The following is a 26,802-nucleotide window of genomic DNA, read 5'->3' as shown; positions in this document are numbered from 1 at the left end:
CGTCCGGGTGGGTTCCGTCGTGACGACCGTGACGACCGTCCGCGTCGTGAGGACCGTCCGTTCCGCGACCGCGATGACCGTGGCGGCGAGCGCGGTGGCTTCCGTCGTGACGACCGTCCGGCCGGTGGCGGTTTCAACCGCGACCGCGGCGAGCGCGGCGGTGACCGTGGCGGCTTCCGTCGCGATGACCGCGGTGGCGACCGTGGCGGCTTCCGCCGTGACGATCGCCAGGGCGGCGGTGGCTACCGCCGTGACCGCGAGGACCGCCCGTACCGCGACCGTGACGACCGTGGCGGCGACCGCGGCCGTCGGGACTTCGACGACCGTCGCGGCAACTACGAGCCGGTCAAGCGCCTGCCGATCCCGGAGGACGTCACCGGCTTCGAGCTGGACGCGGACGTGCGCCAGGAGCTCAAGAGCCTGCCCAAGACCCTCGCGGACGACGTCGCCCGCAACCTGGTGATGGTGGCCCGCCTGCTCGACGGTGAGCCGGAGGAGGCCTACCAGTACTCGCGCGTCGCGCTGCGGCTGGCCTCCCGCGTGGCCGCCGTCCGTGAGGCGGCCGGTTTCGCCTCGTACATGACCCAGCGCTACTCCGAGGCGCTGACCGAGTTCCGCGCCGCCCGCCGGATGACCGGCCGGGCCGACCTGTGGCCCGTGATGGCCGACTGCGAGCGCGGTCTGGGCCGTCCGGAGCGGGCGCTGGCGATGGCCGGTGAGCCCGAGGTGAAGCAGCTGGACAAGGCCGGCCAGGTCGAGATGCGCCTGGTGGCGGCGGGTGCCCGCAGCGACATGGAGCAGTTCGACGCCGCCGTGGTCACCCTGCAGAGCCCGGAGCTGGCCTCCAGCGCCGTGCACCCGTGGACCGCCCGTCTGCGGTACGCCTACGCCGAGGCGCTGATCGCGGCCGGCCGTGGCGACGAGGCCCGCGAGTGGTTCGCCAAGGCGGCCGAGGCCGACACCGACGGTTCGACCAACGCCTCGGAGCGGCTGGCCGAGATCGACGGCGTGGAGTTCACCGACGCGCTCGACCCGGAGCTGGCCGAGGACGACGCCGAGCAGGCCGAGGCCCCGGCGAAGAAGCGTGGTGGCGACATCGCCGACGACCGCGTGATCTTCGAGGACGAGGAGGACGTCGAGGAGTACTACGACGAGGACGACCTCGAAATCGACGAGGAGTTCGACGGCGTGGTGCCCGAGCGTTCCCAGGACGCCGAGGTCCAGGGCGCCAAGGCCGAGCAGGCCGAGGACAAGCAGGCCGAGGCCAAGGGCGACGACGCCCGGAGCTGAGCACCCTGAAACACCCGTGAGGCCCTGTCGCTCCCCCGAGGAGCGGCAGGGCCTCACGGCGTTCGGGGCGGGATCCGTTATCCCAGGGCGAGACTGCGCAGCACCAGCCCGGTGGCCGGCTTCGGCCCGAAGGAGGTGGACTTGCGCGGCATGGTGACGCCCTGCTCGGCCAACCGCCGGACCACGGACTCCCGGACCGGGTGCAGCAGTACGGCGGTGCCGCCGGTACGGGCGGCCTCCTGCTCGGCGGACACGGCGGTGTGCAGGTAGCCGATGTCGTCCGGGCCGTCCGGGACGTGCCAGGTGTGGTCGAGCAGGGTGGCGTGCAGGACGGTGGCGTCCAGGTGGCGCCACTCCTCGGGCCGGTCGTGCGGCACGGTCGCGTCGAGCAGGGACTCCTCGGGCTCGGCGAGCAGCCAGTAGACGCCGTCGCCGCCGGTGAGGACGAAGCCGTTGCCGCCGTGCCGCTTCTGCTCGGAGAGCGCCTGGAGCGCGGCGGGCAGCGGGCCGGGGACCTCCTTGACCTTCCACTGGTCGCCGAGCCGCTCCAGCGCCGTGGCGATCGGCAGCCGGTACAGCACGCGGTGGATGGCCCGGACCCGCAGCGGGTAGCGGGCGGTGTCCACCAGCAGCACCATGCCCCGGTCCCAGGGGCTGCGCGGCAGGTGGCGGTGCTCGCGCTGCAGCCGCAGGTACATCTCCCAGCGGTGGTGGCCGTCGGCGATCAGCGCCCGGCAGGTGGCCAGGTCGCGACTGATCTCGGCGATCTCGGCGGGGTCGGTGACGGCCCACAGGCGGTGGTGGGTGCCGTCGCTGGTGGCGGTGGAGAGCAGCGGCTCGCGCTCGACCGTCCGCTCGACGACGCCGGAGGCGCCGCCGTTGCCCCGGTAGGTGAGCAGCAGCGGTTCGAGGTTGGCCCGGGTGGTGCGCATCAGGCCGACCCGGTCGGCGACCGGCCGGGGCATGACGTCCTCGTGGGGGAGGACGACGCCGGCCTCGCGGCCGCTCACGGCGAGGGCGCCGATCAGGCCGCGCTGGACCATCGCCGGGGAGTCGGGGGTGGCGGGCACCTGCTGCTCGTAGACGTAGATCGCGGGCCGCGGGTCGGCGGCGAGGACGCCCTCGCGCTGCCAGGAGGCCAGCAGCCGGGCGGCGTGCCGGTACCTGGTGTCACGGTCCGGCCGGTCCCCGGCGTCCTCGGGCTCGGGCCTGGGCAGGATCAGCCGCACCACGTTGTGGGGGTCGGCGGTCTCCAGGTCGAGCCGGCGCCCCGGGTCGACGACGTCGTACGGCGGGGACATCACATCGGCCAGCGCGCCGACCCGGTCGGGGACGTAGCGCAGACCTCGGAAGGGGGACAGGGACAGGCCTGCGGTGGCGACGTGTCCGGGATCGCCGGGGCCGCCTACGGGAGTCTCGACTCCGTCTTCTGCACTGGGGGTGCTCATTCTGGGCATCGTAACCGGGTACGCGTTGTTGAGAGATCGGAATACCCGTGCCGACCTGTGGGGCGGGTGTGTGACCGAGGGCGAGGTACGGCATGGGCGACGGGCAGGATCAGGTGGACGGTGGCGTGCCGGGCGAGCAGCTTCCGGCGGGGAGCATTCCGGCCCAGGGGCGGCCCGGCGAGCCCGCAGGGGACGTGTACGACTGGTTCCGCCGGGGCGCGAAGCTGCTGGCACAGGGCCACCCGGCGGCCGCCGAGCAGCTGCTGGCCCATGCGGCGGCGGCCGAACCGCACTCGCGCAGCATCCGGGAGGCGCTGGCCCGGGCCCAGTTCGACGCCGGTTCGTACGCGGCGGCGCTGGAGAACTTCCGGGCGGTGGCGCTGGCCGATCCGTCGGACGACTACGCTCAGTTCGGGTGGGGCGTCGCGGCGGCCCGGACGGGCGACTTCGAGACGTCCGCCGAGCACCTGGCGCTGGCCGTGGCGATGCGACCGGAGACCGACCACTACCGGGAGGCGCTGCGGCAGACCAGGGCCACCCTGGCGGCCCGCGCCGGGGCGTACGGCCCGCTGCTGCCCGGAGCGCCGGGGTACGGGGAGGGCCCGGCGGGCACCGGGGAGCAGGCCGGGGGAGAGCCCGGGGGCGTCAACGACGACGCGTGACCGGGCGTGACGACGAGGACGAACCGAGCCAACGCGGTGGAGAGCCGCGGCGAACGCAGTGAATGAGGTAGCGCAGCGATGACCGAGACGGCCACCCCCGAGCGACGGACCACCCCCGGCGGCAGCGACCGCCCGCTGACCGAGGCGTACGACACGGCGCTGCTGGACCTGGACGGAGTGGTCTACGCCGGCCCGCACGCGATCGAGCACGCGGCGGACTCGCTGGCGGTCGCCCGTGAGGCCGGGATGCGGCTCGCGTACGTGACCAACAACGCCTCCCGCCCGCCGCGGGTGGTCGCCGGGCACCTGACCGAGCTGGGCGTACCGGCCGAGCCCTCGGACGTGATCAACTCGGCCCAGGCGGCCGCCCGGGTGGTCGCCGAGAAGGTGCCGGCCGGGGCGAAGGTGCTGGTCGTGGGCGGGCTGGGGCTGGAGGAGGCGCTGGCCGAGCGCGGGCTGGTCGCGGTCCGCTCGCTGGCCGAGGAGCCGCTCGCCGTGGTGCAGGGCTTCGACCCGTCTGTCGGCTGGGCGCAGCTGGCGGAGGCCGCGTACGCCGTCCGCGGCGGGCTGCCCTGGGTGGCCTCGAACACCGACCTGACGATACCGACGGCGCGCGGCATCGCGCCCGGCAACGGGACGCTGGTCGCGGCGGTGCGGGCGGCGGCCGGGGTGGACCCGGTGGTCGCGGGCAAGCCGCTGCCGCCGATGCACCGGGAGACGGTGCTGCGGACCGGCGCCGAGCGGCCGCTGGTGGTCGGGGACCGGCTCGACACCGACATCGAGGGCGCGTTCAACGGCGGGGTGGACAGCCTGCTGGTGTTCACCGGGGTCGCCACCCCGGCGCAGCTGCTGGCCGCCCCGGTCGAGCACCGGCCGACCTACCTGGCGGCCGACCTGCGCGGGCTGCTGGTCCCGCACCCGGCGGTGACCGCCGAGGCGGGCGGCTTCGCCTGCGGCGGCTGGGTCGCGACGGCCGAGGGCGGCGAGCTGCGGCTGGCCGGCAGCGGGGACCGCTGGGACGGCCTGCGGGCGCTGTGCGCGGCGGCGTGGACGGCGCTGGACGCGGACGGCCGGCCGGTGGACGGGCACAAGGCGCTGGCCGAACTCGGGTTCTGAACCCGGGCGGTCGGTGCGGTCGGGCCGCAGCGACCGGGTGCCGGAGCGAGCGGGTCAGAGCAGGGTGCGCAGCCGCAGGAGGTCGCGGAAGCCGGCCTCCAGCTTCACCCGGCCGCTCGCCCAGGCGGCGGCGAAGTTGAGCCCGCCGTCGACCATGGAGACGAGGTCGTCGCTGCTCATGGTGAGCCGGATCGCGGCCTTCTCGGCGGGCGCGCCGGGGGCGGAGACGACGTCCTGGATCCGGCCGTCGCGCAGCCGCCCGGTGAAGGTCAGGTCGAGGTCGGTGATCCGGCAGCTGAGCGAGCGGTCCATGGCGGCGGCCTTGCGGACGTCCCCGGTGGACTGCGCCATGTTCCGACTGAGCTGTTCCAGTGCCTCCCGGCACTCCTCGGCGTTCGCCATGGCGGTGGCTCCATCCCAGGTCACTACTGCGCTGACTGACGGGCCACGGTACCTCAGGAGGGTTTTGGCGGTAGCGTCGTCAGTGGGGTGCCCGGATCGGCCCGGGTACCGACGGCGACGGAGCGATGCGCGCGTAGGCGCTAAGGAGGCACCCTGATGCTGCCGAGGACGGTGCGGGGAGTGGTGGAGGCCGCCGCCGTGGTGGTGGAGGAGGTCGGCAAGCGGGTCGTCGGGACGGCCGCCGTGATCCTGGAGAGGACCGGGGTCGACGTGGCCGAGGTCGAGCGCAGGCTCGGCGGGCAGTTCCCGCCGTCCGCCAGGACCTTGCAGACCCTGGCGGGGGAGGCCGTCACCGCCGGGCGGGCCGGGGTGGACCTGGCGGTCGGGGTGGCGCGCAACGAGGTGGAGAAGGCCTTCGAGAGGGTCGGCGACCAGGTGACCAAGGTCGGCGTGGTGCTGGCGTACCTGGAGACCAAGCTGCGCGAGGTCGAGGAGGAGGCTCCGGCGGCGGGGGCCGGGTCGGGGCCGTACGCGGGGCCGGTGCCGGCGCCGCGGGCGGACGACCTGTTCGGGCGCGGCTGGGAGTACGAGGACGAGCGTGCGGCGGACCGGTCGGCGGGGGAGCCGGTCGTGGCCGAGCGGGTGGAGGTGGACGAGCCGGTCGAGGTCGATCCGCCGGTGCCGCCGGTGCGTCGGGCCGCGCCGGTCGTGGTTCCGGCGGAGGAGCCCGCGGCCGAGAGGGCCACCGCTGTCGAGAAGGCCGCGACCGAGAAGGCCGTGGCGAAGAAGGCCACGACCAAGAAGGCGACCGCCAAGAAGGCGACGGCGAAGAAGGCGACGGCGAAGAAGGTGACGGCGAAGAAGACCGTCAAGAAGACCGCCACCGCGAAGCAGTCCGCCGAGCAGCCCAAGTCGTCCGCCAAGCGCACCGCGACGAAGCGGACCACCGTCCGCAAGACCACCAGCACCAGGAAGCCCGATGTCCGGGACGAGTGAGGCGAGCGGGGCGACCGGGCCGGCGTCCCTGACCGGCGATCCGACCGATCAGGCCGAGCCGCTCGGCGTCGAGCTGGTGCCCACCGGCCACCCCGGGGTGGACGCCGGACTGGCCCGGCTGGAGGCCCTGGACGGGGTGCCCGCCGAGGCGCACGTCGCGGTGTACGAAGATGTTCACCAGCGGCTCGCCGACACGTTGGCCGCGCTCGACCAGGAATGACCCGTAGGACCCGTAGGAGCTGAAACACCAGTGGCAGTGGCACGACGCCGACTCGATGCGGAACTGGTTCGCCGCAAGCTGGCCCGATCGCGTGAGCACGCGTCCGAGCTGATCGCCGCCGGGCGGGTGACCATCGGCGGCACCACCGCGACCAAGCCGGCCACCCAGGTGGAGACCTCGGCGGCGGTCGTGGTGGCGAAGGACGAGAACGATCCCGACTACGTCTCGCGAGGCGGCCACAAGCTGGCCGGCGCGTTCGCGGCCTTCGTGCCGCAGGGCCTGGTGGTCGACGGCCGCCGGGCGCTGGACGCGGGCGCCTCCACCGGCGGGTTCACCGACGTGCTGCTGCGCTCCGGGGCCGCGCACGTGCTGGCGGTGGACGTCGGCTACGGGCAGCTCGCCTGGTCGCTCCAGAGCGACGAGCGGGTCACCGTGATGGACCGCACCAATGTGCGCGAGCTGACCCTGGAGCTGATCGGCGGCACCCCGGTGGACCTGGTGGTGGGCGACCTGTCGTTCATCTCGCTGGGCCTGGTGCTCCCGGCCCTGGCCTCCTGCGCGGCCGAGGACGCGGACCTGGTGCTGATGGTCAAGCCGCAGTTCGAGATCGGCAAGGAGCGCCTGGGCAGCGGCGGGGTGGTGCGCAGCCCGCAGCTGCGCGCCGAGATGGTGCGTCAGGTGGCCGGGCAGGCGTGGGAGCTCGGGCTGGGCGTGCGCGCGGTCACCGCGAGCCCCCTGCCGGGGCCGTCCGGAAACGTCGAGTACTTCCTCTGGCTGCGCCGGGACGCCCCGCAGCTGGACCCCGCGGACGCGGACCGGGCCGTGGCGGAGGGGCCCCGGTAGGGTGCTTTGCGAGCGTCCGGCCCGTCATGCTGTATGGCGCGGCCGCACCGGGGCCAAGGGCGACCCGGCAGACGTAGGGAGAGGGCAGCGGCATGAGCGATGAAGAACGTACGGTCTTCCTGATCGCGCACACCGGCCGGGAGGCGGCGCTGCGCAGCGTCGAGGGTCTGGTGCACGGGCTGCTGAAGGCGGGTCTCCGGATCAGACTGCTGGAGGCCGAGGCGGTGGACCTCGACCTTCCGGGCGGCGTCGAGAAGGTGGCCGAGGGGCCGGGCGCGGCGGACGGCTGCGAGCTGATCCTGGTCGCCGGCGGGGACGGCACGCTGCTGCGCGGCGCCGAGCTGGCGCGCGAGCACGGGCTGCCGATGCTCGGCATCAACCTGGGCCGGGTGGGCTTCCTCGCCGAGGCCGAGAGGGACGACCTGGCCGTGGTGGTCGAGCGGGTGGTGGACGCCGACTACGAGGTCGAGGAGCGGATGACGATCGACGTGATCGTCCGCACCAACGGCGACGTGGTGCACCGGGACTGGGCGTTGAACGAGGCGTCGATAGAGAAGGCGTCCCGGGAGCGGATGCTGGAGGTGGTGACCGAGGTGGACGGCCGCCCGGTCTCCAACTTCGGTTGCGACGGGGTGGTCTGCGCGACGCCGACCGGCTCGACCGCGTACGCGTTCTCCGGCGGCGGGCCGGTGGTGTGGCCGGAGGTGGAGGCGCTGCTGATGGTGCCGATCTCCGCGCACGCGCTGTTCGCCCGGCCGCTGGTGACCTCGCCGCACTCGGTGCTGGCCGTCGAGGTGCAGCCCAAGACCCCGCACGGGGTGCTCTGGTGCGACGGCCGGCGCTCGGTCGAACTGCCCGCCGGGGCACGGGTGGAGGTGCGTCGGGGGCAGACGCCGGTGCGGCTGGCCAGACTGCACCGGGCGCCGTTCACCGACCGGCTGGTGGCCAAGTTCGCGCTCCCGGTGACGGGTTGGCGCGGCCGGTCGAACACCACGCACTGACCGGCCTGTTCTGACGGTCCGTCAGATCGCCAGCGGCTGGGCCTCGTCGGCCGCGCCGAGCCGCCCGCCCGTCGCGGCGCGGGCGGCCAGCGCGGCGAGCCGTTCGACCGCGGCGGGCACGGCCGGGGCCGGCACGGTGAGCGGGATCCGGATGTGGTGCTCGAAGGCGCCGTCCGCGCCGAAGCGGTTGCCCGCGGCGATCCGGATCCCGGCGTGCTCCCCGGCCCGGGCCAGCGCCGCGCCGGACAGTCCGCCGGTGGAGACCCAGAGCGCGAGGCCGCCGGGCGGCGCCGGGAAGCTCCAGTCGGGCAGGTGCTCGGGCAGCGCGGCGGCGAAGGCGTGCGCGGTGGCCCGCAGCCGGTCCAGCTGATGGGCCCGGACGTCCGGGAGCGGCTCGCCCAGCAGCTCGGCGGCGATCAGCTGGTCGAGCACCGGGGTGCCGCTGTCGCCGTAGACCCGCTCGCCTGCCAGGCGGCGCACCAGCGCGGGCGCGGCCCGGACCCAGCCGATCCGCAGGCCGCCCCAGAGCAGCTTGCCGGCCGAGCCGACGGTGATCACCTGCGCGGAGCGGTCCAGCGCCGCCATCGGACGCGGCAGCGGCGTGGACTCCGGTACGCCCCAGCCGAGTTCGGCGGTGGTCTCGTCCGCCAGCACGATGCTCCCGGCGGCCCGGGCGGCGGCCAGCAGCTCGCGGCGCTGCTCCTCGTCGATGAGCGTGCCGGTGGGGTTGTGGAAGTCCGGGATGACGTAGGCCATCTTGGGCGCGGCGCCGCGCAGTACCCGCTGCCACTCCTCCAGGTCCCAGCGCGGTTGAGGGGCGTACTCGTACGGGACCGGCACCAGGCGGGCCCCGGTGATCCGCAGCGCCTGAAGGGTGTGCGCGTAGCTGGGTGCCTCGACGGCGACCCGGTCGCCGCGGCCGACCAGCACCCGCTGGACCAGGTGCAGGCCGCCCATCGCGCCGGTGGTGATGAGGATCTGGTCGGGGGCGGTGGGCAGTCCGCGCTCGGTGTAGCGGCGGGCGACGGCCTCGCGTAGCACCGGTACGCCGGTGGGGTAGTGGCCGTGCCCGGCGGCGTACTGCGGCAGCAGCTCGACGGCCCGGGCGGCGGCCTGGCCGGTCCAGGGCTGCGGGGCGGGCAGGGCGGCGACGCCGAGGTCCAGGATGCGGCCCTGCTCGTCCGGTGGGACGGGGCGCAGGGCGTCGCCGGGAGGCGGCGCGCCCTCGGGCAGGGCGGTCCAGCTGCCGGCGCCGCGGCGGCTGAGCAGGTAGCCGTCGCCGCGCAGGGTCTCGTACGCGGTGGCGACGGTGGTGCGGCTGAGCTCCAGGGCGGTGGCGAGCTCGCGCTCCGCGGGCAGCCGGGCGCCGACGGGCAGCCGGCCCTCGGTGACCAGCAGCCGGATCTGCCCGGCCAGGGTGCGGTAGGCGGGGCGGCGCGCGGTGGCCGGCTCGGGGAGCCGGGCGGTGGCGAGCAGCCGGGCCAGTGCGGGCGGGGTGACGGTGGTGTGCCAGTCGGCCATGGCGCAGATCAGTCCACTTGCTCGTGATTGGCCCTGGAGGGGCATGCATTGGCCTGTTCATCATGACAGCGCGGCCGTCGAGTCCGCCACCCCCGGGGCCGCCCGGGGTTCAGCACCACCCGCAGGAGCACCATTGGCCACCCAGAGCGCCACCCCGACCACCACCCCGACCACCACCACCGCCCCGAGCGCCGCCACCACGGCTCCGCCCGCCCCGAGCCTCGCCGTGCGCGTCCTCGGCGACACCCACGCGATCGGCCGCCGCCTCCCGCAGCTCGTCGTCGGCCTGACCCTGTACGGCGTGAGCATGGCGATGATGCTCCGCTCCGGCCTCGGCCTCGACCCCTGGGACGTCTTCCACCAGGGCCTCCAACGGGCGTTCGGCCTCACCGTGGGCGCCTGGGTGACCATCTGCGGCGCCCTGGTGCTGCTGCTGTGGATCCCGCTGCGCCAGCGCCCGGGGCTGGGCACCATCGCCAACGTCCTGGTGATCGGTACGGCGATGGACCTCACCCTGCGGCTGGTCGGCGGCCCGGAGGGCCTGCCCGCCCGGATCGCGCTGTCGGTCGCCGCGATCGCGCTCAACGGCCTGGCGACCGGCCTCTACATCGGCGCCCGCCTCGGCCCCGGTCCGCGCGACGGTCTGATGACCGGCCTGCACCGGCGTACCGGGCGCTCGCTGCGGCTGGTCCGCACCTCGATCGAGGTCACCGTGCTGGCCGTCGGCATCCTGCTCGGCGGTACCGCCGGGGTCGGCACGGTCGTCTACGCGCTGGCCATCGGCCCGCTGGTGCAGATCCTCCTGCCCTTGTGCACGGTGCCGGGACCCGCGCAAACCGCCCGGAAGGGATGAACTTCGGGGCACGGAGTTGCCGCGCGCCGTTGCCACTCGTCGCGTTCGGGGGGCGGAACCTCGTAAGGTCGTCTCCGTGTTGGACGAGATGCGGATACGGGATCTTGGGGTCATCGACGACGCGGTTGTCGAACTGGCCCCCGGCTTCACCGCCGTGACCGGTGAGACCGGCGCAGGCAAGACCATGGTCGTGACCAGCCTCGGCCTGCTGCTCGGCGGGCGCGCCGACCCCGGACTGGTGCGCCACGGCGCCGGACGCGCCGTGGTCGAGGGGCGGCTGGAACTGCCCGCCGACTCCCTGGTGGCGGCCCGCGCCGTCGAGGCCGGGGCCGAACTGGACGACGGCGCCCTGCTGGTCAGCCGGACCGTCTCCGCCGAGGGCCGCTCCCGGGCGTACGTCGGCGGGCGGGCCGTCCCGGTCGGGCTGCTCGCCGAACTCGGCGAGGACCTGATCGCGGTGCACGGCCAGACCGACCAGCAGCGACTGCTGCGCCCGGCCCGCCAGCGCGGCGCGCTGGACCGCTACGCGGGCGCGGCGGTGGCCGAGCCCCTGGCCCGCTACCGGGAGACCTACCGCGTCCTGCGCGAGGTCTCGACGACGCTGGAGGAGCTGACCACCCGGGCCCGCGAGCGCGCCCAGGAGGCCGACCTGCTGCGCTTCGGCCTGGACGAGATCGCCGCCGCCGAGCCGGTGGCCGGGGAGGACGTCGAGCTCGCCGCCGAGGCCGAGCGGCTCGGCCACGCCGACGCGCTGTCCTCCGCCGCGACCCTCGCGCACTCCGCGCTGGCCGGCGACCCGGCCGATCCGGAGGCACTGGACGCGGGCACCCTGCTCGGCCAGTCCCGGCGCGCCCTGGACTCCGTACGCCACCACGACGAGCGGCTCGCCGCCCTCGCCGACCGGCTGAACGAGGTCGGCTACCTGCTCGCCGACGTCGCCGGGGACCTGGCCGGCTACGCGGACGACCTGGACGCCGACCCGGTGCGGCTGGCGGCCGTCGAGGACCGCCGGGCCGTCCTGGCCCAGCTGCTGCGCAAGTACGGCGGCGAGGAGAACACCCTGGCCGAGGTGATCGCCTGGGCCGAGGCCGGGTCCGCCCGGCTCGCCGAACTCGACGGCGACGACGAGCGGATCGACCAGCTGGGCGCCCAGGAGACCGAGCTGCGGACCGAGTTGGGCGAGCTGGCAGCCGAGGTGTCGGCCGCCCGGCAGGCCGCGGCCGGGCGCTTCGCCGAGGCCGTCTCCGCCGAGCTCGCCGAACTGGCCATGCCGCACGCCCGGGTGACCTTCTCGATCACCCGGGTCGACGACCTGGCCGGCATCGAGGTCGAGGGCCGCACCGTCGCGTACGGGTCGCACGGCGTGGACGAGGTCGAGGTGCTGCTCGCCCCGCACCCGGGCGCCCAGCCGCGCCCGATCGCCAAGGGCGCCTCGGGCGGTGAGCTGTCCCGCGTGATGCTCGCCGTCGAGGTGGTCTTCGCGGGCGCCGACCCCGTCCCCACCTACCTGTTCGACGAGGTGGACGCGGGCGTCGGCGGCAAGGCCGCGGTCGAGATCGGCCGCCGACTGGCCAAACTCGCCGAATCCGCCCAGGTCGTGGTGGTCACCCACCTCCCGCAGGTCGCCGCCTTCGCGGACCGGCACCTGGTGGTGGAGAAGACCAACGACGGCACCGTGACCCGCAGCGGTGTCAAGGTGTTGAACGACGAGGAGCGGGTGCGCGAACTCTCCCGGATGCTGGCCGGCCTGGAGGACTCGGAGCTGGGCCGCGCCCACGCCGAGGAGCTGCTGGCCGCCGCCCGGGCCCCCCGCCACCGGTAGCCGACGGCGGCGGCCCCCGCGGACGGACGGCGACGCGCCCCCGTGGCGCCGACTGTCCAAGAGGGCCGCCGACCTGGCATGGTGGCGGCTGGACACTGGCTTTCCAGTCCCGAGCGCCGCCGACCGGGCAATCCTCGCGAGGCGACGCGCGAACCTGATCGAGTCGGATGCGAGACGACGTGGACCATTCCGCCGCCCGGGCCACCGCGGCCGCCCCGGAACCGGGGCAGCTGCACGTGGTACTCGTCCTGGCCGCCAGCACCGGCGGCATCGGTGCGCACGTGCGCTCCCTGGCCCAGGGCCTGGTCGCACACGGGGTGATCGTCACGGTCTGCGCGCCGGACGGCACGGACGCGCTGTTCGGCTTCTCCCGCACCGGCGCCCGGTTCCACACCGTCGACATCACCCCCACCGCGGGCGCCCGCAGCGACGCCACCGCCATCGGCGAACTGCGCCGGGCCTTCACCGGCGCCGACGTGGTGCACGCCCACGGGCTGCGCGCCGGGCTGCTCTCCGACCTCGCGCTGCGCACCGCCGGCCGCTTCCCGGGCCTGCGCCCGGAGACCCCGCTGGTGGTCACCTCGCACCACGCGCTGTTGGCCACCGGCATGGAGCGGCGCCTCCAGCGGCTGATGGAGCGCCGGGTGGCCCGGGCCGCCGACCTCGTCCTCGGCGCCTCCTCCGACCTGGTCGCCCGGGCCCGCGAACTGGGCGCCACCGACGCCCGGCTGGGCCCGGTGGCGGCCCCGCCGATGCCCGAGGGCAGGCTCGGCCGTGCCGAGGCGCGTGAGGCGCTGCTCGGCGAGGGCCCGGACCGCCCGCTGGTGCTGGCGGTCGGCCGGCTCGTCCCGCAGAAGGCCTTCGGGCTGCTGCTGGACGCCACCCGCGAGCTGTCCGCGCTGGACCCGGAACCGCTGCTGCTGCTCGCCGGGGACGGCCCGGAGGCGGGCGCGCTGCGCGAGCGGGTGGCCGCCGAGAAGCTGCCGGTGCGGCTGCTCGGCTACCGCACCGACGTGCCCGACCTGCTGGCCGCCGCCGACGTGGTGGTGGTCTCCAGCCGCTGGGAGGCCCGCTCGCTGGTCGTCCAGGAGGCGATGCGGGCCGGCGTCCCGGTGGTGGCCACCGCCGTCGGCGGCATCCCCGAACTGGTCGGCGACGCCGCCGTACTGGTGCCCCCCGGCGACCCGGCGGCGCTCGGACGGGCGGTGCGCGAGCTGCTCGCCGCCCCGGCCCGCCGCGAGCAGCTGGTGGCGGCCGGCCACCAGCAGGCCGAGACCTGGCCGGACGAGGCCGCCACCGTCGCCCAGGTGCTCAGCACCTACGACGAACTGGTCCAGCGGAGCTAGACGGTGGCCTGCTCGGCCCGGTCGGCGGCCAGGCCGTCCGGCTGGGCCGACAGGTAGGCGGCGCCGCAGGCGGTCAGCCGCAGCGCGGTGTCGATCAGCGGGACGTGGCTGAACGCCTGCGGGAAGTTGCCGACCTGGCGCTTGAGCCGGGGGTCCCACTCCTCGGCGAGCAGCCCGAGGTCGTTGCGCAGTGCGAGCAGCCTGTCGAACAGCTCGCGGGCCTCCTGCACCCGGCCGATCATGGCCAGGTCGTCGGCGAGCCAGAACGAGCAGGCCAGGAAGGCGCCCTCGTGGCCGGAGAGGCCGTCGACGTTGTTGCCGGTCTCGTCGTGGGTCGGGTAGCGCAGCACGAAGCCGTCCTCGGTGGACAGTTCGCGCTGGATCGCCTCGATGGTGCCGATGACGCGCTTGTCGTCCGGCGGCAGGAAGCCGACCTGGGGGATGAGCAGCAGCGAGGCGTCCAGCTCCCGGCCGCCGTAGTACTGGGTGAAGGTGTTGCGCTCCGGGTCGTAGCCCTTCTCGCACACGTCCCGGTGGATGGTGTCGCGCAGCTCGCGCCAGCGCTCCAGGTGGCCTTCCTCGGGGGCGTCCTCGGGGGTCTGCTCCAGCAGCTTGATGGTGCGGTCGACGGCGACCCAGGCCATCACCTTGGAGTGGACGAAGTGCCGGCGCGGCCCGCGGACCTCCCAGATGCCCTCGTCCGGGTTCTGCCAGTGGTCCTCCAGGTACTCGATCAGGCGCAGCTGGAGGTGGTGGGCGTGGTCGTTGCGCACCAGGCCGGTCATGTGGGCCAGGTGTAGGGCCTCCACCACCTCGCCGTAGACGTCGAGTTGGAGCTGTCCGGCGGCGCCGTTGCCGACCCGCACGGGCTGCGAGTTCTCGTAGCCGGGCAGCCAGTCCAGGGAGGTCTCGTTGAGCTCGCGCTCGCCGGCGATGCCGTACATGATCTGGAGGTTCTCCGGGTCCCCGGCGACGGCGCGCAGCAGCCACTCGCGCCAGGCCTTGGCCTCCTCGCGGTAGCCGGTGCGCAGCAGGGAGGAGAGGGTGATCGCGGCGTCGCGCAGCCAGGTGTAGCGGTAGTCCCAGTTGCGCTCGCCGCCGATGTCCTCGGGCAGCGAGGTGGTGGGGGCGGCGACGATGCCGCCGGTGGGGGCGTAGGTGAGGCCCTTGAGGGTGATCAGGGAGCGGACCACCGCCTCGCGATAGGGCCCCTGGTAGGTGCACTGGCGGGCCCAGTCGTGCCAGAAGTCGGCGGTGGCGTCGAGCATCTCCTCGGCGTCCGGGGCCTTGGGCGGGTCGAGGTGGGAGGCCTGCCAGGTGAGGGCGAAGGCGATCCGCTCGCCGGCGCCGACGGTGAAGTCGGCGTAGGTGGTGAGGTCGCGCCCGTAGGTCTCGGCCTCGCCGTCCAGCCAGACCGAGTCGGGCCCGGCGACGGCGACGGTGCGGTGGCCGCCCTCGGCCTGCTCGACCCGGTGCACCCAGGGCACCACCCGGCCGTACGAGAACCGCATCCGCAGCGCGGAGCGCATCCGTACGGTGCCGGTCACGCCCTCGACGATCCGGATCACCTGGGGCACGGCGTCGCGGCCGGCCAGCGGGCGCGGCGGCATGAAGTCGATCACCCGTACGGTGCCGCCCTGGGCGTCCCACTCCTGCTCCAGGATCAGCGAGTCGCCCCGGTAGCGGCGGCGGTCGGCGGGTACGGCCGGGGCGGCGGCGGTGGGCGGGGGCACCCGCAGGTCGTCGGTGAAGCGGGCCCGGGCGGGGGCCGTTCCGGGCGTGCCGGTGGCCGGGGCGGGGACCTCGGTGAGGACGGCTTCGGCCGGGCCGATGCGCCAGAAGCCGTGTTCATCGGTGCCGAGCAGGCCGGCGAACACCGCCGGCGAGTCGAAGCGGGGGAGGCAGAGCCAGTCCACCGCCCCGTCCCTGCTGACCAGGGCGGCGGTCTGCATGTCCCCGATGAGTGCGTAGTCCTCGATACGGCCGGCCACGTGGATCTCCAGTTCGCAATGTGGTCAGGACGCATCGGCGAAACGAGGGAGCGAGCGGTCTGCGGGGCCGGATCCACCCCGGGACGTCCGGTCCGCCGGGGGGTGGTGGCGGGCCTTGCTGGAGTGTCCGCGCGGGGCTCTGTCGAGCCCCTGAGGTGGGTGGGAGGAGCTGGAATGCGGGGAGGTCCGGTCGCGCATCGGGGACCGGGAGTCACCTGACCCTCCCACGCCCTCCGCGTGCTCGTGCTGTCGGCGATGCGTCCGTGCAGCTTACGACGGACGAAAGGGGCGAAGCACGCGGGCGCAGCCCGGTGTGGCGCCGCAATTCGGCGGAAATGCCGTGCATCGCGAGGGTGTGGCGAAGGATGGTCCGGAAGGATCAGCTCCGGCTGGTCTCTACGGAGGATCCGCCATGGTCCGGACGGGGTGCCCGGTGCTGGCCCGGTCCGGCGGGTGGTGCGACCGGTGTGACTCGTGCGGCTCGTGATGCGCCGGTTGTGCGCCGGGCGCACGCTGCGGAGGTGCCGCGCGCGGGCCGAAAGGCGTCCGGGTCGCGTCACTGATACCCTGGTATCCCGTGGACCGGCGGGATCAAACGCCCCGGACCAGCCGAACCGACGACCCCCCGAGTGCCGAGCACCTAGCCGGCCTCCCGTCGCCCGGCGAGCCGAGAGCTTCCCGCCCACGTCACCTTCGACACGCGACCCACGGGAGCCCCCTCTTGGCACAGCCCCATTCCGGCAAGGCAGCGAACGGCCGCGCCGTGACGACCAAGCACCTCTTCGTCACCGGGGGTGTCGCCTCTTCGCTCGGCAAGGGGTTGACCGCCTCCAGCCTCGGCGCGCTGCTCAAGGCCCGCGGCCTGCGCGTGACGATGCAGAAGCTCGACCCGTACCTCAACGTGGACCCGGGCACCATGAACCCGTTCCAGCACGGTGAGGTGTTCGTCACCGACGACGGCGCCGAGACCGACCTGGACATCGGTCACTACGAGCGCTTCCTCGACACCAACCTGCACGGTTCGGCGAACGTCACCACCGGCCAGGTGTACTCGACCGTCATCGCCAAGGAGCGCCGCGGCGAGTACCTGGGCGACACCGTCCAGGTCATCCCGCACATCACCAACGAGATCAAGTCCCGGATCCGCCGGATGGCGACCGAGGACGTCGACGTGGTGATCACCGAGGTCGGCGGGACCGTCGGCGACATCGAGTCGCTGCCGTTCCTGGAGGCCGTCCGCCAGGTCCGCCACGAGGTCGGCCGGGACAACGTGTTCTTCGTGCACGTCTCCCTGCTGCCGTACATCGGCCCCTCGGGCGAGCTCAAGACCAAGCCCACCCAGCACTCCGTGGCCGCGCTGCGCAACATCGGCATCCAGCCGGACGCCATCGTGCTGCGCGCCGACCGCGAGGTCCCGAAGGCGATCAAGCGCAAGATCTCGATGATGTGCGACGTGGACGAGGAGGCCGTGGTCGCGGCCATCGACGCCAAGTCGATCTACGACATCCCCAAGGTGCTGCACGGCGAGGGCCTGGACGCCTACGTGGTGCGCCGCCTCGACCTGCCGTTCCGCGACGTGGACTGGACCACCTGGGACGACCTGCTGCGCCGCGTCCACGAGCCGCAGCACATCGTCAAGGTCGCCCTGGTCGGCAAGTACATCGACCTGCCCGACGCCTACCTGTCGGTGACCGAGGCGCTGCGCGCCGGCGGCTTCGCCAACAACGCCCGCGTCGAGATCAAGTGGGTCACCTCGGACGACTGCGAGACCCCCGAGGGCGCCCGGGAGCACCTCGGCGACGTGGACGCGATCTGCATCCCCGGCGGCTTCGGCGACCGCGGCGTCAACGGCAAGGTCGGCGCGATCACCTACGCCCGCGAGAACAAGGTCCCGCTGCTGGGCCTGTGCCTGGGCCTCCAGTGCGTGGTCATCGAGGCGGCCCGCAACCTGGCCGGCCTGCCCGAGGCCAACTCCACCGAGTTCGACGCCGCCGCCAAGCACCCGGTCATCTCCACCATGGCCGAGCAGCTGGCCATCGTCGACGGCAAGGGCGACCTGGGCGGCACCATGCGCCTGGGCCTGTACCCGGCCAAGCTCGCCGAGGGCTCGATCGTCCGTGAGGTCTACGGCGGCGAGCAGTACGTCGAGGAGCGCCACCGCCACCGCTACGAGGTCAACAACGCCTACCGCGCGGACCTGGAGAAGACCGGCCTGGTGTTCTCCGGCCTCTCGCCCAAGGGCGACCTGGTCGAGTACGTCGAGTACCCGCGCGAGGTGCACCCGTACCTGGTGGCCACCCAGGCCCACCCGGAGCTGAAGTCCCGTCCGACCCGCCCGCACCCGCTGTTCGCGGGCCTGGTGAAGGCGGCCATCGAGATCAAGACCTCCGCCGCCGAGTAAGTCGTCGGTCGTTCACCGGACGGCGGCCCCGCGATTCCCGCGGGGCCGCCGTCCGGCGTTAGATTGTGTCGTACTGACGAAAAGGGGACAGTGATGCACGAGCAGAGCCACCCGGTGATCGCCGACACGGCCGAGGAGTGGGAGGTCCGGGCGAGCGGGACGCCGTTCCAGGGCAAGGTCACCGGCGTGCGCAGCGAGGAGGTCCGGATGCCCGACGGCAGCTGGGCCCGGCGCGACTACCAGACCCACCCCGGCTCCGTCTCGGTGCTCGCCCTGGACGACGAGCAGCGCGTGCTGGTCCTGCGCCAGTACCGCCACCCGGTCCGCCAGCGGCTCTGGGAGCTGCCGGCCGGCCTGCTCGACGTGCCCGGCGAGAACCCGTGGCACGCCGCGCAGCGCGAGCTGTACGAGGAGGCGTACTGCAAGGCCGACACCTGGCGGATCCTCGCCGACTACTACACCTCCCCGGGCGGCACCGACGAGGCGCTGCGGATGTTCCTGGCCACCGACCTGTCGACCGCCGACGGCGACCGCTTCGCGGCCGAGGGCGAGGAGCAGGAGATCGAGGTCGCCTGGGTGCCGGTGCCCGAACTGATCAGGCTGATCCTGGCCGGGCGGCTGCACAACCCGACCCTGGTCACCGGGACCCTCGCCGTGCACGCCGCGCTGACCTCTCCGGAGGGTCTGGCCGGGCTGCGCCAGGCCGACTCGCCCTGGCCCGCCAGGCCGTTCGAGAAGTGAGCGAACCGTCCGGGTTGATGCCTTGGGGTGATTCACCGGTTCGTACGACCGGATGTCACCTCGGCTGAGCCGGACGGTCGAACTACGCTTCGCAGACAGGGCGCCCGTCCCGGGCGGCCTCCGTCGAGCACCGGACGCTGACCGCCGGCCGCTGGGCGCGGGATGACCGTCGGGAGTGGCAAGGGTGGCGAGGAAGACGGCGACGATGGACCCCGGCTCCGGCGCGCCCGCCGGGGCCGTCCCGGGACTGGACCGGCTGCCCGCCGGGCCCGCGCTGTTCGCCGGGCGGCGCGCCGAACTGGCGGCGCTGCGGGCGGCCGCCGCCCGTCCCGTGAGCGGCCGCTGCCCGGTCCTGGTGCTGGCCGGGCGCCCCGGCTCCGGGCGGACGGCGCTCGCCGCCCGCTTCGCCCGCACCGTCGGCGCCGACTACCCGGACGGCGTGCTGTTCGCCCGGCTCTCCGCCCCGGACGGCGGGCGGGTGCCGCCGGGCCGGGCCGCCCGGGTGCTGCTCGAACAGCTCGACCCGCAGGCCCCCGTGCCGCTGCCCGGGGCGGTCGAGGACGGGCGGGACGAACCGGGCTGCGTGGCGCTGCGGGAGGCGCTGGCGGGGCGGCGGGTGCTGCTGGTGCTGGACGACGTGCGGGACGCCGGGCAGGTGTGGCCGCTGCTCGCCGACGAGCCGGGCTGCCTGGTGCTGGCCACCACGGCCGGGCCGCTCACCGGGATCGAGGACATCGACCCGGTGATCCTCGGCGGGCTGGACCGGCAGGCCTCCGGCGAGCTGCTGGCCGACCTGGTCGGCGGCACCCGGATCTCCTGCGACCCGGTCGGCGGGGCCGACCTGGCCGAGGCCTGCGCCTCCGGCCCGGCCGCGCTGCGGCTGATGGCGGGGTGGCTGCGCGGCGACCCGAAGATCGCGGTCACCGACGCGGCGCGCGAGCTCAACCGGGTGGTGGGGGAGGAGACCTCGGCGGCGGCGGCCACGGCGCCCGAGGAGGAGGCGCCGAAGAAGCAGCAGAAGCCGGGGAGGAAGCAGCCGCGGAATCCGTCGAGGGAACCGTCGCCGGACCTGTCGCCGGACCTGTCGCCGGATCTGTCGGGGAAGAAGGACGGGGAGCAGGCGGCGGAGCCCGCCCCGGCCGTGCCCGAGGCGGCCGGCGACCCGGCGACCTGGGTGAAGCCCGGCCCGGAGCCGGCCGAGCCGGTGCCCGTCCCCGACAACGACCCGCTGCTCGGCGCGTTCACGCTGCTCTACCGCACCCTGTCACCCGCCCAGGCGCGGATGCTGCGCACCCTCACCCTGGCCCCCGCGCAGACCGCCGACCCGCGCACCGCCTCCGCCCTGGTCGGCTGCCCGGCGCCGGAGGCGGCCACGACGCTGGCCGCGCTGGCCGAACGGGAGCTGCTCGGCGAGGAGGCCGCCGCGGCCGACGGCACCCCGCGCTACCGGGTGCCCGGGCGGCTCTACCCGCGGCTGGTCCGGCTGCGCGAGCGGGAGGACCGGCCCGCCGAGACCGAGCTGGCCCGCGCCCGGCTGCTGGAGCGGCTGGTCCGGCTCACCGAGTCGGCCCGCGCCCTGCTCGACCCGGCCGCCGGCCCCGCCCCCGAACCGCTGCCGGCCGCGCTGCGGCTGCGCTCGGCCGCGCACGCCCGGGAGTGGCTGCTCGGCGAGCGGGAGCTGCTGCTCGGCGCGGTGGCCGACGCGATCGGCCAGGGCGACCTGGACGGCTCGGCCGGCCGGCTGGTCACAGCGCTGTTGCGGGCGCTGCCGCTCACCGGCGGGGCCGCGCCCGCCGACCTGTACCGGCTGCACGAGCTGGTGCTGACCGTCGCCGAGCGCCACGGCCGCCCGCGCCGGGCCTCGGCCGCGCTGCTCAACCTGGGCGACCTCCAGGTCGGGGCGGGCCGCTGGGAGCAGGCCGCCGCGCACTACCGGGCCGCGCTGGAGCACGCCCGTACGGCCGATGACGAACCGCTCTGCGCCCGGGCCCTGGAGGCCGCGGCCGGCTGCCACCGGGCACTGGGCGACGCGGTGCGGGCCGCCGACTGGTACGGGCGGGCGCTCGGCCTGCGGCAGTCGCTGGGGGACCACGCGGCGGAGGCCCGGCTGTTGGCCCGGGTGGCCGAGGCGCACACCGCGCAGCGCCGCTTCGAGGAGGCCGACCGGGAGTACCGGGCCGCGCTGGCGGTGCTGCGAAGGCTGGGCGACGAGCGGGGCCGGGAGGCCGTCGGAGTGGCCCTCGCGGACCTGCGGGAACGCGTCGACGCCGGGTGGTGAGGGGGGTTTCGGGAGTATTGTCGAAGGTGCCCGGTTACGGCACCTTTGGTAGGTAAGTCGGAGCGGAAGCCTACGAACCTGCCAATGTGTTCGGCGAAATTATTCGATTTGGAAGGCTGACAGGCCGCCTGGGCTTCATTACACTCGAACTCAGTCGCGCAGCGATCCCCTGCCCCGGGCTGTCCCGGCGGCTTCCCCACGTGCGCGTCGCCCACCGGTCTTCTCCGGTCGGGACCCCCATGGCAAGAGGACGTGTTTAGCCGTGAAGGTCGGCATCCCCCGCGAGGTCAAGAACCACGAGTACCGCGTGGCCATCACGCCCGCCGGCGTGCATGAGCTGGTCCGCAACGGACACGAGGTCTACATCGAGGACAACGCCGGTGTCGGCTCCTCGATCCCCAACGAGGAGTACGTGGCCGCCGGCGCCACCATCCTCCCCACCGCCGACGAGGTGTGGGCCACGGCCGACCTGCTGCTGAAGGTCAAGGAGCCCATCGCCTCCGAGTACCACCGGCTGCGCAAGGGTCAGACCCTCTTCACGTACCTCCACCTGGCGGCCGACCGGGCCGGCACCGACGCGCTGATCGCCTCGGGCACCACTGCCATCGCGTACGAGACCGTGCAGCTGACCAACGGTGCGCTGCCGCTGCTCGCCCCGATGTCCGAGGTCGCGGGCCGCCTGGCCCCGCAGGTCGGCTCGTACCACCTGATGCGTCCGGCCGGCGGCCGTGGCACCCTGCCCGGCGGCGTGCCCGGCACCCACCCGGCCAAGGCCGTCGTCATCGGCGGTGGCGTCTCCGGCTGGCACGCGGCCACCATCGCCGTCGGCATGGGCTACGACGTCACCCTGCTGGACCGCGACATCAACAAGCTGCGCGAGGCCGACCGCGTCTTCGGCACCAAGGTCAAGACCATCGTGTCGAACGCCTTCGAGCTGGAGAAGGCCGTCCTGGAGGCCGACCTGGTCGTCGGTGCCGTGCTGATCCCCGGCGCCAAGGCCCCGAAGCTGGTCACCAACGAGCTGGTCTCCCGCATGAAGCCGGGCTCCGTGCTCGTCGACATCGCCATCGACCAGGGCGGCTGCTTCGAGGACTCGCACGCCACCACGCACGACGACCCGACCTTCAAGGTCCACAACTCGGTCTTCTACTGCGTGGCCAACATGCCGGGCGCCGTCCCGAACACCTCCACCTACGCGCTGACCAACGCCACCCTGCCGTACGTGCTGGAGCTGGCGAACCGCGGGTGGAAGGAGGCGCTGCGCCGCGACGCCGCGCTCGCCAAGGGCCTCAACGTGCACGAGGGCCAGATCACCTTCCCGGCCGTGGCCGAGGCCTTCGGCCTGGAGTCGGTCTCGCTGGAGAGCGTGCTCGCCTGAACCCCCTGACCGCACGGCGGTCGTTCGCCCCCGACCCGAGCTGATCTGGTCGGGGGCTTCGCCATGCCCGTGAACGACGGGTGGAGCGGGCAGGTCGCTCTGTCGTCAATTTCCATCGGTCGTATCACCCGCCCGCAGAAACGTTAGGGTCATCGGCCTACTCATCCCTTGACAGCAGCCCGCCTGATAGTCGACACATCGGGCCCACTACCGTGGATTGTGTTGCTGCGAACGCCTTGAACGGCCTAGAGTCGCAAACCGTCGGCATGCTGCCACGCTGACGAATCGACATAGAGTCCTGGATGCCCAAGGAGGTAAGACGACTTGTGAATGAGTCGACAATTGCTCCCGGGGGTGGTCAGCCAGGACTGGCGGCACACACCGCCGGCCAGCCGAGTGAGGAGCCCGGGGCCCGGCAGCCCTCCGTGGGCTCGGCCGAGGTCGGCTCGGTCGCACTCCGTACCTTCGAAGCACGCCAGAACACAGCACAGGTGACCACGGTGACCGATCACGACGCCGACTTGGCGGCCTACGGCCTGGCCTACGGCGAGTTCGCCTACGGCGCCTACGACGACCCGGACGCCGAGTACGAGCCGGACCCGGAGTACGCCGCCACGCTGGCCCCCGACGCCGCGCGCCAGCGCCGCGAGCGGGTCGGCCCGACCGGTCGGCCGCTGCCGTACTTCCCGATCCCCGCGCCGGTCGCCGAGCACGGCCCCGCCCAGATCATCGCCATGTGCAACCAGAAGGGCGGCGTCGGCAAGACCACGTCGACCATCAACCTGGGCGCCGCGCTGGCCGAGTACGGCCGCCGGGTGCTCCTCGTCGACTTCGACCCGCAGGGCGCGCTCTCGGTCGGCCTCGGCGTCAACCCGATGGAGCTCGACGTCACCGTCTACAACCTGCTCATGGAGCGGGGACTGACGGCCGATGAGGTGCTGCTCAAGACCGCCGTGCCGGGCATGGACCTGCTGCCCTCCAACATCGACCTCTCCGCCGCCGAGGTGCAGCTGGTCAGCGAGGTGGCCCGGGAGTCCGCGCTGGCGCGCGCCCTGAAGCCGCTGCTGCCCGACTACGACTACGTCATCATCGACTGCCAGCCCTCGCTGGGTCTGCTGACGGTCAATGCACTGACGGCCGCTCACAGCGTCATCGTCCCGCTGGAGTGCGAGTTCTTCGCGCTGCGCGGCGTCGCGCTGCTGACCGAGACCATCGAGAAGGTGTGTGAGCGGCTCAACCCCGAGCTGCGCCTGGACGGCATCCTCGCGACCATGTACGACTCGCGCACCGTGCACAGCCGTGAGGTGCTGGCGCGGGTCGTCGAGGCGTTCGGCGACCACGTCTTCCACACCGTCATCGGGCGGACCGTGCGCTTCCCGGAGACCACCGTCGCCGGCGAGCCCATCACGACGTACGCGACCAACTCGGTCGGTGCCGCCGCCTATCGCCAGCTCGCCAGGGAGGTGCTCGACCGGTGCCGCCCCGCCGAGTGAGTCTTCCGGGTGCCGACGAGCTGTTCCGGACCACCGGCGGGATGGCGCTGTCGCCGTCCCTGGCGCCGCGTCCGGCCGCCGAGGCAGCCAGACCGGAGACCGCGCGGACCGTCAACGGCACGGACGGCGCCGAGGGTGCCGAGGCCGCCCAGGGCGCCCAGGACGACCGGCAGGTGTCGCAGGACCAGCAGTCGGCCGCCGCGGTGCCGTCGCCCGCGCAGCCGCCCGCCCAGCGGTCCGCCACAGGGGCCCAGGGGGCACCGCAGGGCGCCGCCCAGGCCGGGAAGACCGTGTCGGGCGGCCGAGGCGCCGCCGCTCCGGCGGCCCGCACCCATCAGGGTGGCGCCGAGGAGCAGACGGGTGCCTCCGGGCGCGCCAGGCCCCGCGGCCGTGCGCCGCGCCGCCCCAGCGGGCGCGAGCGGCACGACGAGAAGATCACCGTGTACGTGTCCGCCGAGGAGCTCATGGACCTGGAGCACACCCGGCTGGTGCTGCGCGGCGAGCACGGCCTGGCCGTGGACCGCGGACGGATCGTCCGGGAGGCCATCGCGGTCGTCCTGGCCGACCTGGAGCAGCGCGGTGAGGCCTCGATCCTGGTTCGGCGGCTGCGCGGCCGGTAGCAGCCGCGGTTCCCAAGGCCGGGTGCCGGGTGCCGGGGCCGTCGGCCGGGCGGCGTGTCGGTGGCCCCGTGGCGGGGCGGGCGGCGCGGACGGGTGAAGATGGACCGTCATGCCGAGCACCGTCGAACCAGCCACCAGCACCGTGAACGCGACCGGGAACGAGTCGCGGGGCGGCTTCCGGGTACGGCTGGACAACTTCGAGGGCCCCTTCGACCTGCTGCTCAGCCTGATCGCCAAGCACAAGCTGGACGTCACCGAAGTGGCGCTGGCCACCGTGACGGACGAGTTCATGGCGCACATCCGGGCGATGGGCCCGGACTGGGACCTGGACGCGACGACGGAGTTCCTGGTGGTGGCCGCCACCCTGCTCGACCTCAAGGCCGCCCGGCTGCTGCCCGTCGCCGAGGTCGAGGACGAGGAGGACCTGGCCCTGCTGGAGGCGCGTGACCTGCTGTTCGCGCGGCTGTTGCAGTACCGGGCCTACAAGCGGGCGGCGGCGCTGTTCGGCGAGCGCTGGGCGGCCGAGCTGCTGCGCAGGCCCCGGACCGTCGGGCTGGAGCCCCGGCACGCGGAGCTGCTGCCCGAGGTGGTGATCACCGTCGGGCCGGAGCGGCTGGCCGAGCTGGCGGCCAAGGCGATGGAGCCCAGGCCGAAGCCGGTCGTGTACGTGGACCACATCCACTCCCCGCCGGTCAGCGTGCGCGAGCAGGCCGGGCTGGTGGCCGGGCTGCTGACCGACCTGGGTGAGGCCTCGTTCCAGCGGCTGGTGGCGGACGCGCCGGACACCCTGGTGGTGGTCGCCCGCTTCCTGGCGCTGCTGGAGCTGTACCGGGAGCGGGTGCTGGCCTTCGAGCAGCCGGAGGCGCTCGGCGAGCTGCGGGTGCGCTGGGTGGCCGAGGAGGGCCGGGGGCCGGTCGAGGTGACGGACGAGTTCGACCGGCCGCCGGGCGAGCCGGAGCGGGCCGGGCGGCCGGAGAAGGAGGACGAGCGGCGATGAGTGCCGGGAACGACGGCGGGCGGCCGGTGCGGCGCCCGCTCGGGCTGCCGGGGCGGCCGCGGGCCGGGGAGTGGCTGGAGCCGGCCTTCGAGCTGCTGCCGGAGCCGGTGGCGGGTTCGGCCCGGGGTTCGGCCCCGGGTTCGGCATCGGCCCCGGCTCCGGCTTCGGTGGCGGCCGACGCCCGGGTGGTGCACCAGAAGCAGGCCCCGCCGGCCGCCGACGCCGCCCAGGAGCCCGGCGGGCCGGGCCTGCGGGCCGAGCTGGAGGCGGTCCTGATGGTCGTCGACGAGCCGGTCCCCGAGGCACGGCTGGCCGGGGTGCTGGAGCGGCCCCGGACCGAGGTGGCGGCGGCGCTGCACGAGCTGTCCGCCGAGTACACCACCCAGGGCCGCGGCTTCGACCTGCGGCTGGTGGCCGGCGGCTGGCGGTTCTACAGCCGGGACACGTGCTCCGAGGCCGTCGACCGCTTCCTGCTGGACGGCCAGCAGGCCCGGCTCACCCAGGCCGCGCTGGAGACCCTGGCGGTGGTCGCCTACCGGCAGCCGGTGTCCAGATCCCGGGTTTCCGCCGTCCGCGGTGTGAACTGTGACGGCGTGGTGCGTACCCTGGTACAGCGAGGACTGGTGGAAGAGGCCGGATCCGAGCCCGAAACAGGTGCGATCCTGTATCGGACGACGAACTACTTCCTGGAACGGATGGGGCTCCGCGGCCTGGACGAGCTGCCGGAGCTCGCTCCCTTCCTGCCCGAGGTCGACGACGTGGAAGCGGAGTCCCTGGAGGGCACGATGATCGCGGAGGCGGTCGCCGCCGCTGCCGCGCAGGCCGCGGACGGCAGTGGCGAGGCCGACCGGGCAGCGCCCGATCGGTAGGGGGACGGTGAGGTCGGCCGAAACGACCGCACATCCCAGACGGTAACGACGTACGGACACTTTGATGCGTAGCAGTGGCAACGGCAGGAACGGCAGCGGCGGCGGCAGCGGTCGCGGCGGACAGGGTGGGGGCCGGGGCGGCTCCTACGGCGGTGGCGGCGGCCGCGGCGGCTCGGACTCGCGCGGGGGTTCGTACGGCGGTGGATCGCGCGGCGGCTCGTACGGCGGCGGCTCGGGTTCGGGTTCGCGCGGCGGCTCGTACGGCGGCGGCTCGGGTTCGGGTTCGCGCGGTGGCTCCTACGGCGGCGGCTCGGGTTCGGGCTCGCGCGGCGGCTCCTACGGCGGCGGCTCGGGTTCGGGTTCGCGCGGTGGCGGCTCGTACGGGCGGGACGGCGGACGCCGGGACGACCGGCGCGACGACCGCCGCTACCCGGACCGCCCGCTGCGGCCCGAGGAGCGCAAGTACGACCGCCCCGAGTACGGCGGCGGCCCCAACGCCACCCCGGCCCGCGGC

Annotated in this window: 22 protein-coding genes and 1 pseudogene; 19 read left to right on the top strand and 4 right to left on the bottom strand. The window is 74.3% G+C overall.

Going from position 1 to position 26,802, the window contains the following annotated elements:
• Positions 1 to 354: 354 nt before the first annotated feature.
• Positions 355 to 1,290, top strand: coding sequence for a tetratricopeptide repeat protein (locus tag RZ50_RS00370; protein WP_196950225.1), 936 nt, complete (start codon positions 355 to 357; stop codon positions 1,288 to 1,290).
• A gap of 77 nt (positions 1,291 to 1,367) precedes the next feature.
• Here RZ50_RS00370 and RZ50_RS00365 read toward each other — a convergent pair whose 3' ends face one another.
• Complete coding sequence (locus tag RZ50_RS00365) at positions 1,368 to 2,738, bottom strand: DUF1015 family protein (RefSeq protein WP_196950222.1); 1,371 nt, start codon at positions 2,736 to 2,738, stop codon at positions 1,368 to 1,370.
• Between the two features lie 92 nt (positions 2,739 to 2,830).
• Between RZ50_RS00365 and RZ50_RS00360 the strand changes: the two genes are divergently transcribed.
• On the top strand, positions 2,831 to 3,400 hold the full coding sequence (locus tag RZ50_RS00360) for a M48 family metallopeptidase (RefSeq protein ID WP_196950223.1): 570 nt from the start codon (positions 2,831 to 2,833) through the stop codon (positions 3,398 to 3,400).
• Positions 3,401 to 3,478: 78 nt separating this feature from the next.
• On the top strand, positions 3,479 to 4,516 hold the full coding sequence (locus RZ50_RS00355) for an HAD-IIA family hydrolase (RefSeq protein ID WP_217680162.1): 1,038 nt from the start codon (positions 3,479 to 3,481) through the stop codon (positions 4,514 to 4,516).
• Between the two features lie 54 nt (positions 4,517 to 4,570).
• On the opposite strand, the gene RZ50_RS00350 is transcribed toward RZ50_RS00355, so the two are convergent.
• Positions 4,571 to 4,918, bottom strand: coding sequence for an SCP2 sterol-binding domain-containing protein (locus tag RZ50_RS00350; protein WP_196950496.1), 348 nt, complete (start codon positions 4,916 to 4,918; stop codon positions 4,571 to 4,573).
• Positions 4,919 to 5,074: 156 nt separating this feature from the next.
• Here RZ50_RS00350 and RZ50_RS28730 point away from each other — a divergent pair, with 156 nt between their 5' ends.
• From RZ50_RS28730 to RZ50_RS00330, 4 genes are all read left to right on the top strand, one after another.
• Positions 5,075 to 5,914 (top strand): histone H1-like repetitive region-containing protein, encoded by an 840-nt coding sequence (locus RZ50_RS28730; RefSeq protein ID WP_254801933.1) that lies wholly within the window; start codon positions 5,075 to 5,077, stop codon positions 5,912 to 5,914.
• Entirely contained in the window at positions 5,898 to 6,134 is a 237-nt protein-coding gene (locus RZ50_RS00340; RefSeq protein WP_196950497.1) for a hypothetical protein, read from the top strand. Before RZ50_RS28730 ends, RZ50_RS00340 begins: the two co-directional genes overlap by 17 nt.
• A 36-nt stretch (positions 6,135 to 6,170) precedes the next feature.
• Positions 6,171 to 6,977, top strand: a complete 807-nt coding sequence (locus RZ50_RS00335; protein WP_196950500.1) for a TlyA family RNA methyltransferase — start codon at positions 6,171 to 6,173, stop codon at positions 6,975 to 6,977.
• A gap of 92 nt (positions 6,978 to 7,069) precedes the next feature.
• On the top strand, positions 7,070 to 7,978 hold the full coding sequence (locus RZ50_RS00330; protein WP_196950498.1) for an NAD kinase: 909 nt from the start codon (positions 7,070 to 7,072) through the stop codon (positions 7,976 to 7,978).
• Between the two features lie 21 nt (positions 7,979 to 7,999).
• Here RZ50_RS00330 and RZ50_RS00325 read toward each other — a convergent pair whose 3' ends face one another.
• Positions 8,000 to 9,499, bottom strand: coding sequence for a PLP-dependent aminotransferase family protein (locus tag RZ50_RS00325; protein ID WP_217680159.1), 1,500 nt, complete (start codon positions 9,497 to 9,499; stop codon positions 8,000 to 8,002).
• A 307-nt stretch (positions 9,500 to 9,806) separates the two neighbouring features.
• Here RZ50_RS00325 and RZ50_RS00320 point away from each other — a divergent pair, with 307 nt between their 5' ends.
• From RZ50_RS00320 to RZ50_RS00310, 3 genes are all read left to right on the top strand, one after another.
• Positions 9,807 to 10,352: a YitT family protein gene (locus tag RZ50_RS00320; RefSeq protein WP_254802060.1), complete on the top strand. Its 546-nt coding sequence runs from the start codon at positions 9,807 to 9,809 to the stop codon at positions 10,350 to 10,352.
• Between the two features lie 88 nt (positions 10,353 to 10,440).
• Positions 10,441 to 12,174: a DNA repair protein RecN gene (recN, locus tag RZ50_RS00315; RefSeq protein ID WP_196948792.1), complete on the top strand. Its 1,734-nt coding sequence runs from the start codon at positions 10,441 to 10,443 to the stop codon at positions 12,172 to 12,174.
• A gap of 167 nt (positions 12,175 to 12,341) precedes the next feature.
• Positions 12,342 to 13,520: a glycosyltransferase family 4 protein gene (locus RZ50_RS00310; RefSeq protein ID WP_196948787.1), complete on the top strand. Its 1,179-nt coding sequence runs from the start codon at positions 12,342 to 12,344 to the stop codon at positions 13,518 to 13,520.
• On the opposite strand, the gene RZ50_RS00305 is transcribed toward RZ50_RS00310, so the two are convergent.
• The gene (locus tag RZ50_RS00305; RefSeq protein ID WP_308271044.1) at positions 13,517 to 15,511 is read right to left on the bottom strand and encodes a glycoside hydrolase family 15 protein; all 1,995 of its coding nucleotides are present in this window, start codon (positions 15,509 to 15,511) and stop codon (positions 13,517 to 13,519) included. The two genes, RZ50_RS00310 and RZ50_RS00305, sit on opposite strands and share 4 nt — an antisense overlap.
• A 763-nt stretch (positions 15,512 to 16,274) precedes the next feature.
• On the opposite strand from RZ50_RS00305, the gene RZ50_RS00300 reads away from it, so the two are divergent.
• The 9 genes and pseudogenes from RZ50_RS00300 to RZ50_RS28715 all read left to right on the top strand — a co-directional run.
• Positions 16,275 to 17,912 (top strand): CTP synthase, encoded by a 1,638-nt coding sequence (locus RZ50_RS00300; RefSeq protein ID WP_196948788.1) that lies wholly within the window; start codon positions 16,275 to 16,277, stop codon positions 17,910 to 17,912.
• Between the two features lie 93 nt (positions 17,913 to 18,005).
• A complete protein-coding gene (locus tag RZ50_RS00295; RefSeq protein WP_196948789.1) occupies positions 18,006 to 18,653 on the top strand; it encodes an NUDIX hydrolase in 648 nt (215 codons plus the stop codon).
• 184 nt (positions 18,654 to 18,837) lie between these two features.
• The gene (locus RZ50_RS00290) at positions 18,838 to 20,931 is read left to right on the top strand and encodes a tetratricopeptide repeat protein (RefSeq protein ID WP_217680158.1); all 2,094 of its coding nucleotides are present in this window, start codon (positions 18,838 to 18,840) and stop codon (positions 20,929 to 20,931) included.
• Between the two features lie 262 nt (positions 20,932 to 21,193).
• On the top strand, positions 21,194 to 22,309 hold the full coding sequence (gene ald, locus RZ50_RS00285; RefSeq protein WP_196949845.1) for an alanine dehydrogenase: 1,116 nt from the start codon (positions 21,194 to 21,196) through the stop codon (positions 22,307 to 22,309).
• 425 nt (positions 22,310 to 22,734) lie between these two features.
• A complete protein-coding gene (locus RZ50_RS00280; protein ID WP_374199850.1) occupies positions 22,735 to 23,802 on the top strand; it encodes a ParA family protein in 1,068 nt (355 codons plus the stop codon).
• Positions 23,799 to 24,422, top strand: a complete 624-nt coding sequence (locus RZ50_RS00275) for a hypothetical protein (RefSeq protein WP_308271040.1) — start codon at positions 23,799 to 23,801, stop codon at positions 24,420 to 24,422. The genes RZ50_RS00280 and RZ50_RS00275 overlap by 4 nt, the downstream gene beginning before the upstream one ends.
• Positions 24,423 to 24,531: 109 nt before the next feature.
• On the top strand, positions 24,532 to 25,419 hold the full coding sequence (locus tag RZ50_RS00270; protein WP_196949843.1) for a ScpA family protein: 888 nt from the start codon (positions 24,532 to 24,534) through the stop codon (positions 25,417 to 25,419).
• A gap of 275 nt (positions 25,420 to 25,694) precedes the next feature.
• Positions 25,695 to 26,288: an SMC-Scp complex subunit ScpB gene (locus RZ50_RS00265; RefSeq protein WP_254802057.1), complete on the top strand. Its 594-nt coding sequence runs from the start codon at positions 25,695 to 25,697 to the stop codon at positions 26,286 to 26,288.
• Positions 26,289 to 26,352: 64 nt separating this feature from the next.
• A pseudogene (locus RZ50_RS28715) lies at positions 26,353 to 26,802 on the top strand (hypothetical protein); the annotation flags it as partial.

It is taken from the genome of Kitasatospora sp. SUK 42 (genome assembly GCF_015776785.2).
In the GTDB taxonomy this organism is placed as follows: Bacteria; Actinomycetota; Actinomycetes; order Streptomycetales; family Streptomycetaceae; genus Kitasatospora.
This window is presented reverse-complemented; position numbering and strand designations above follow the sequence as displayed.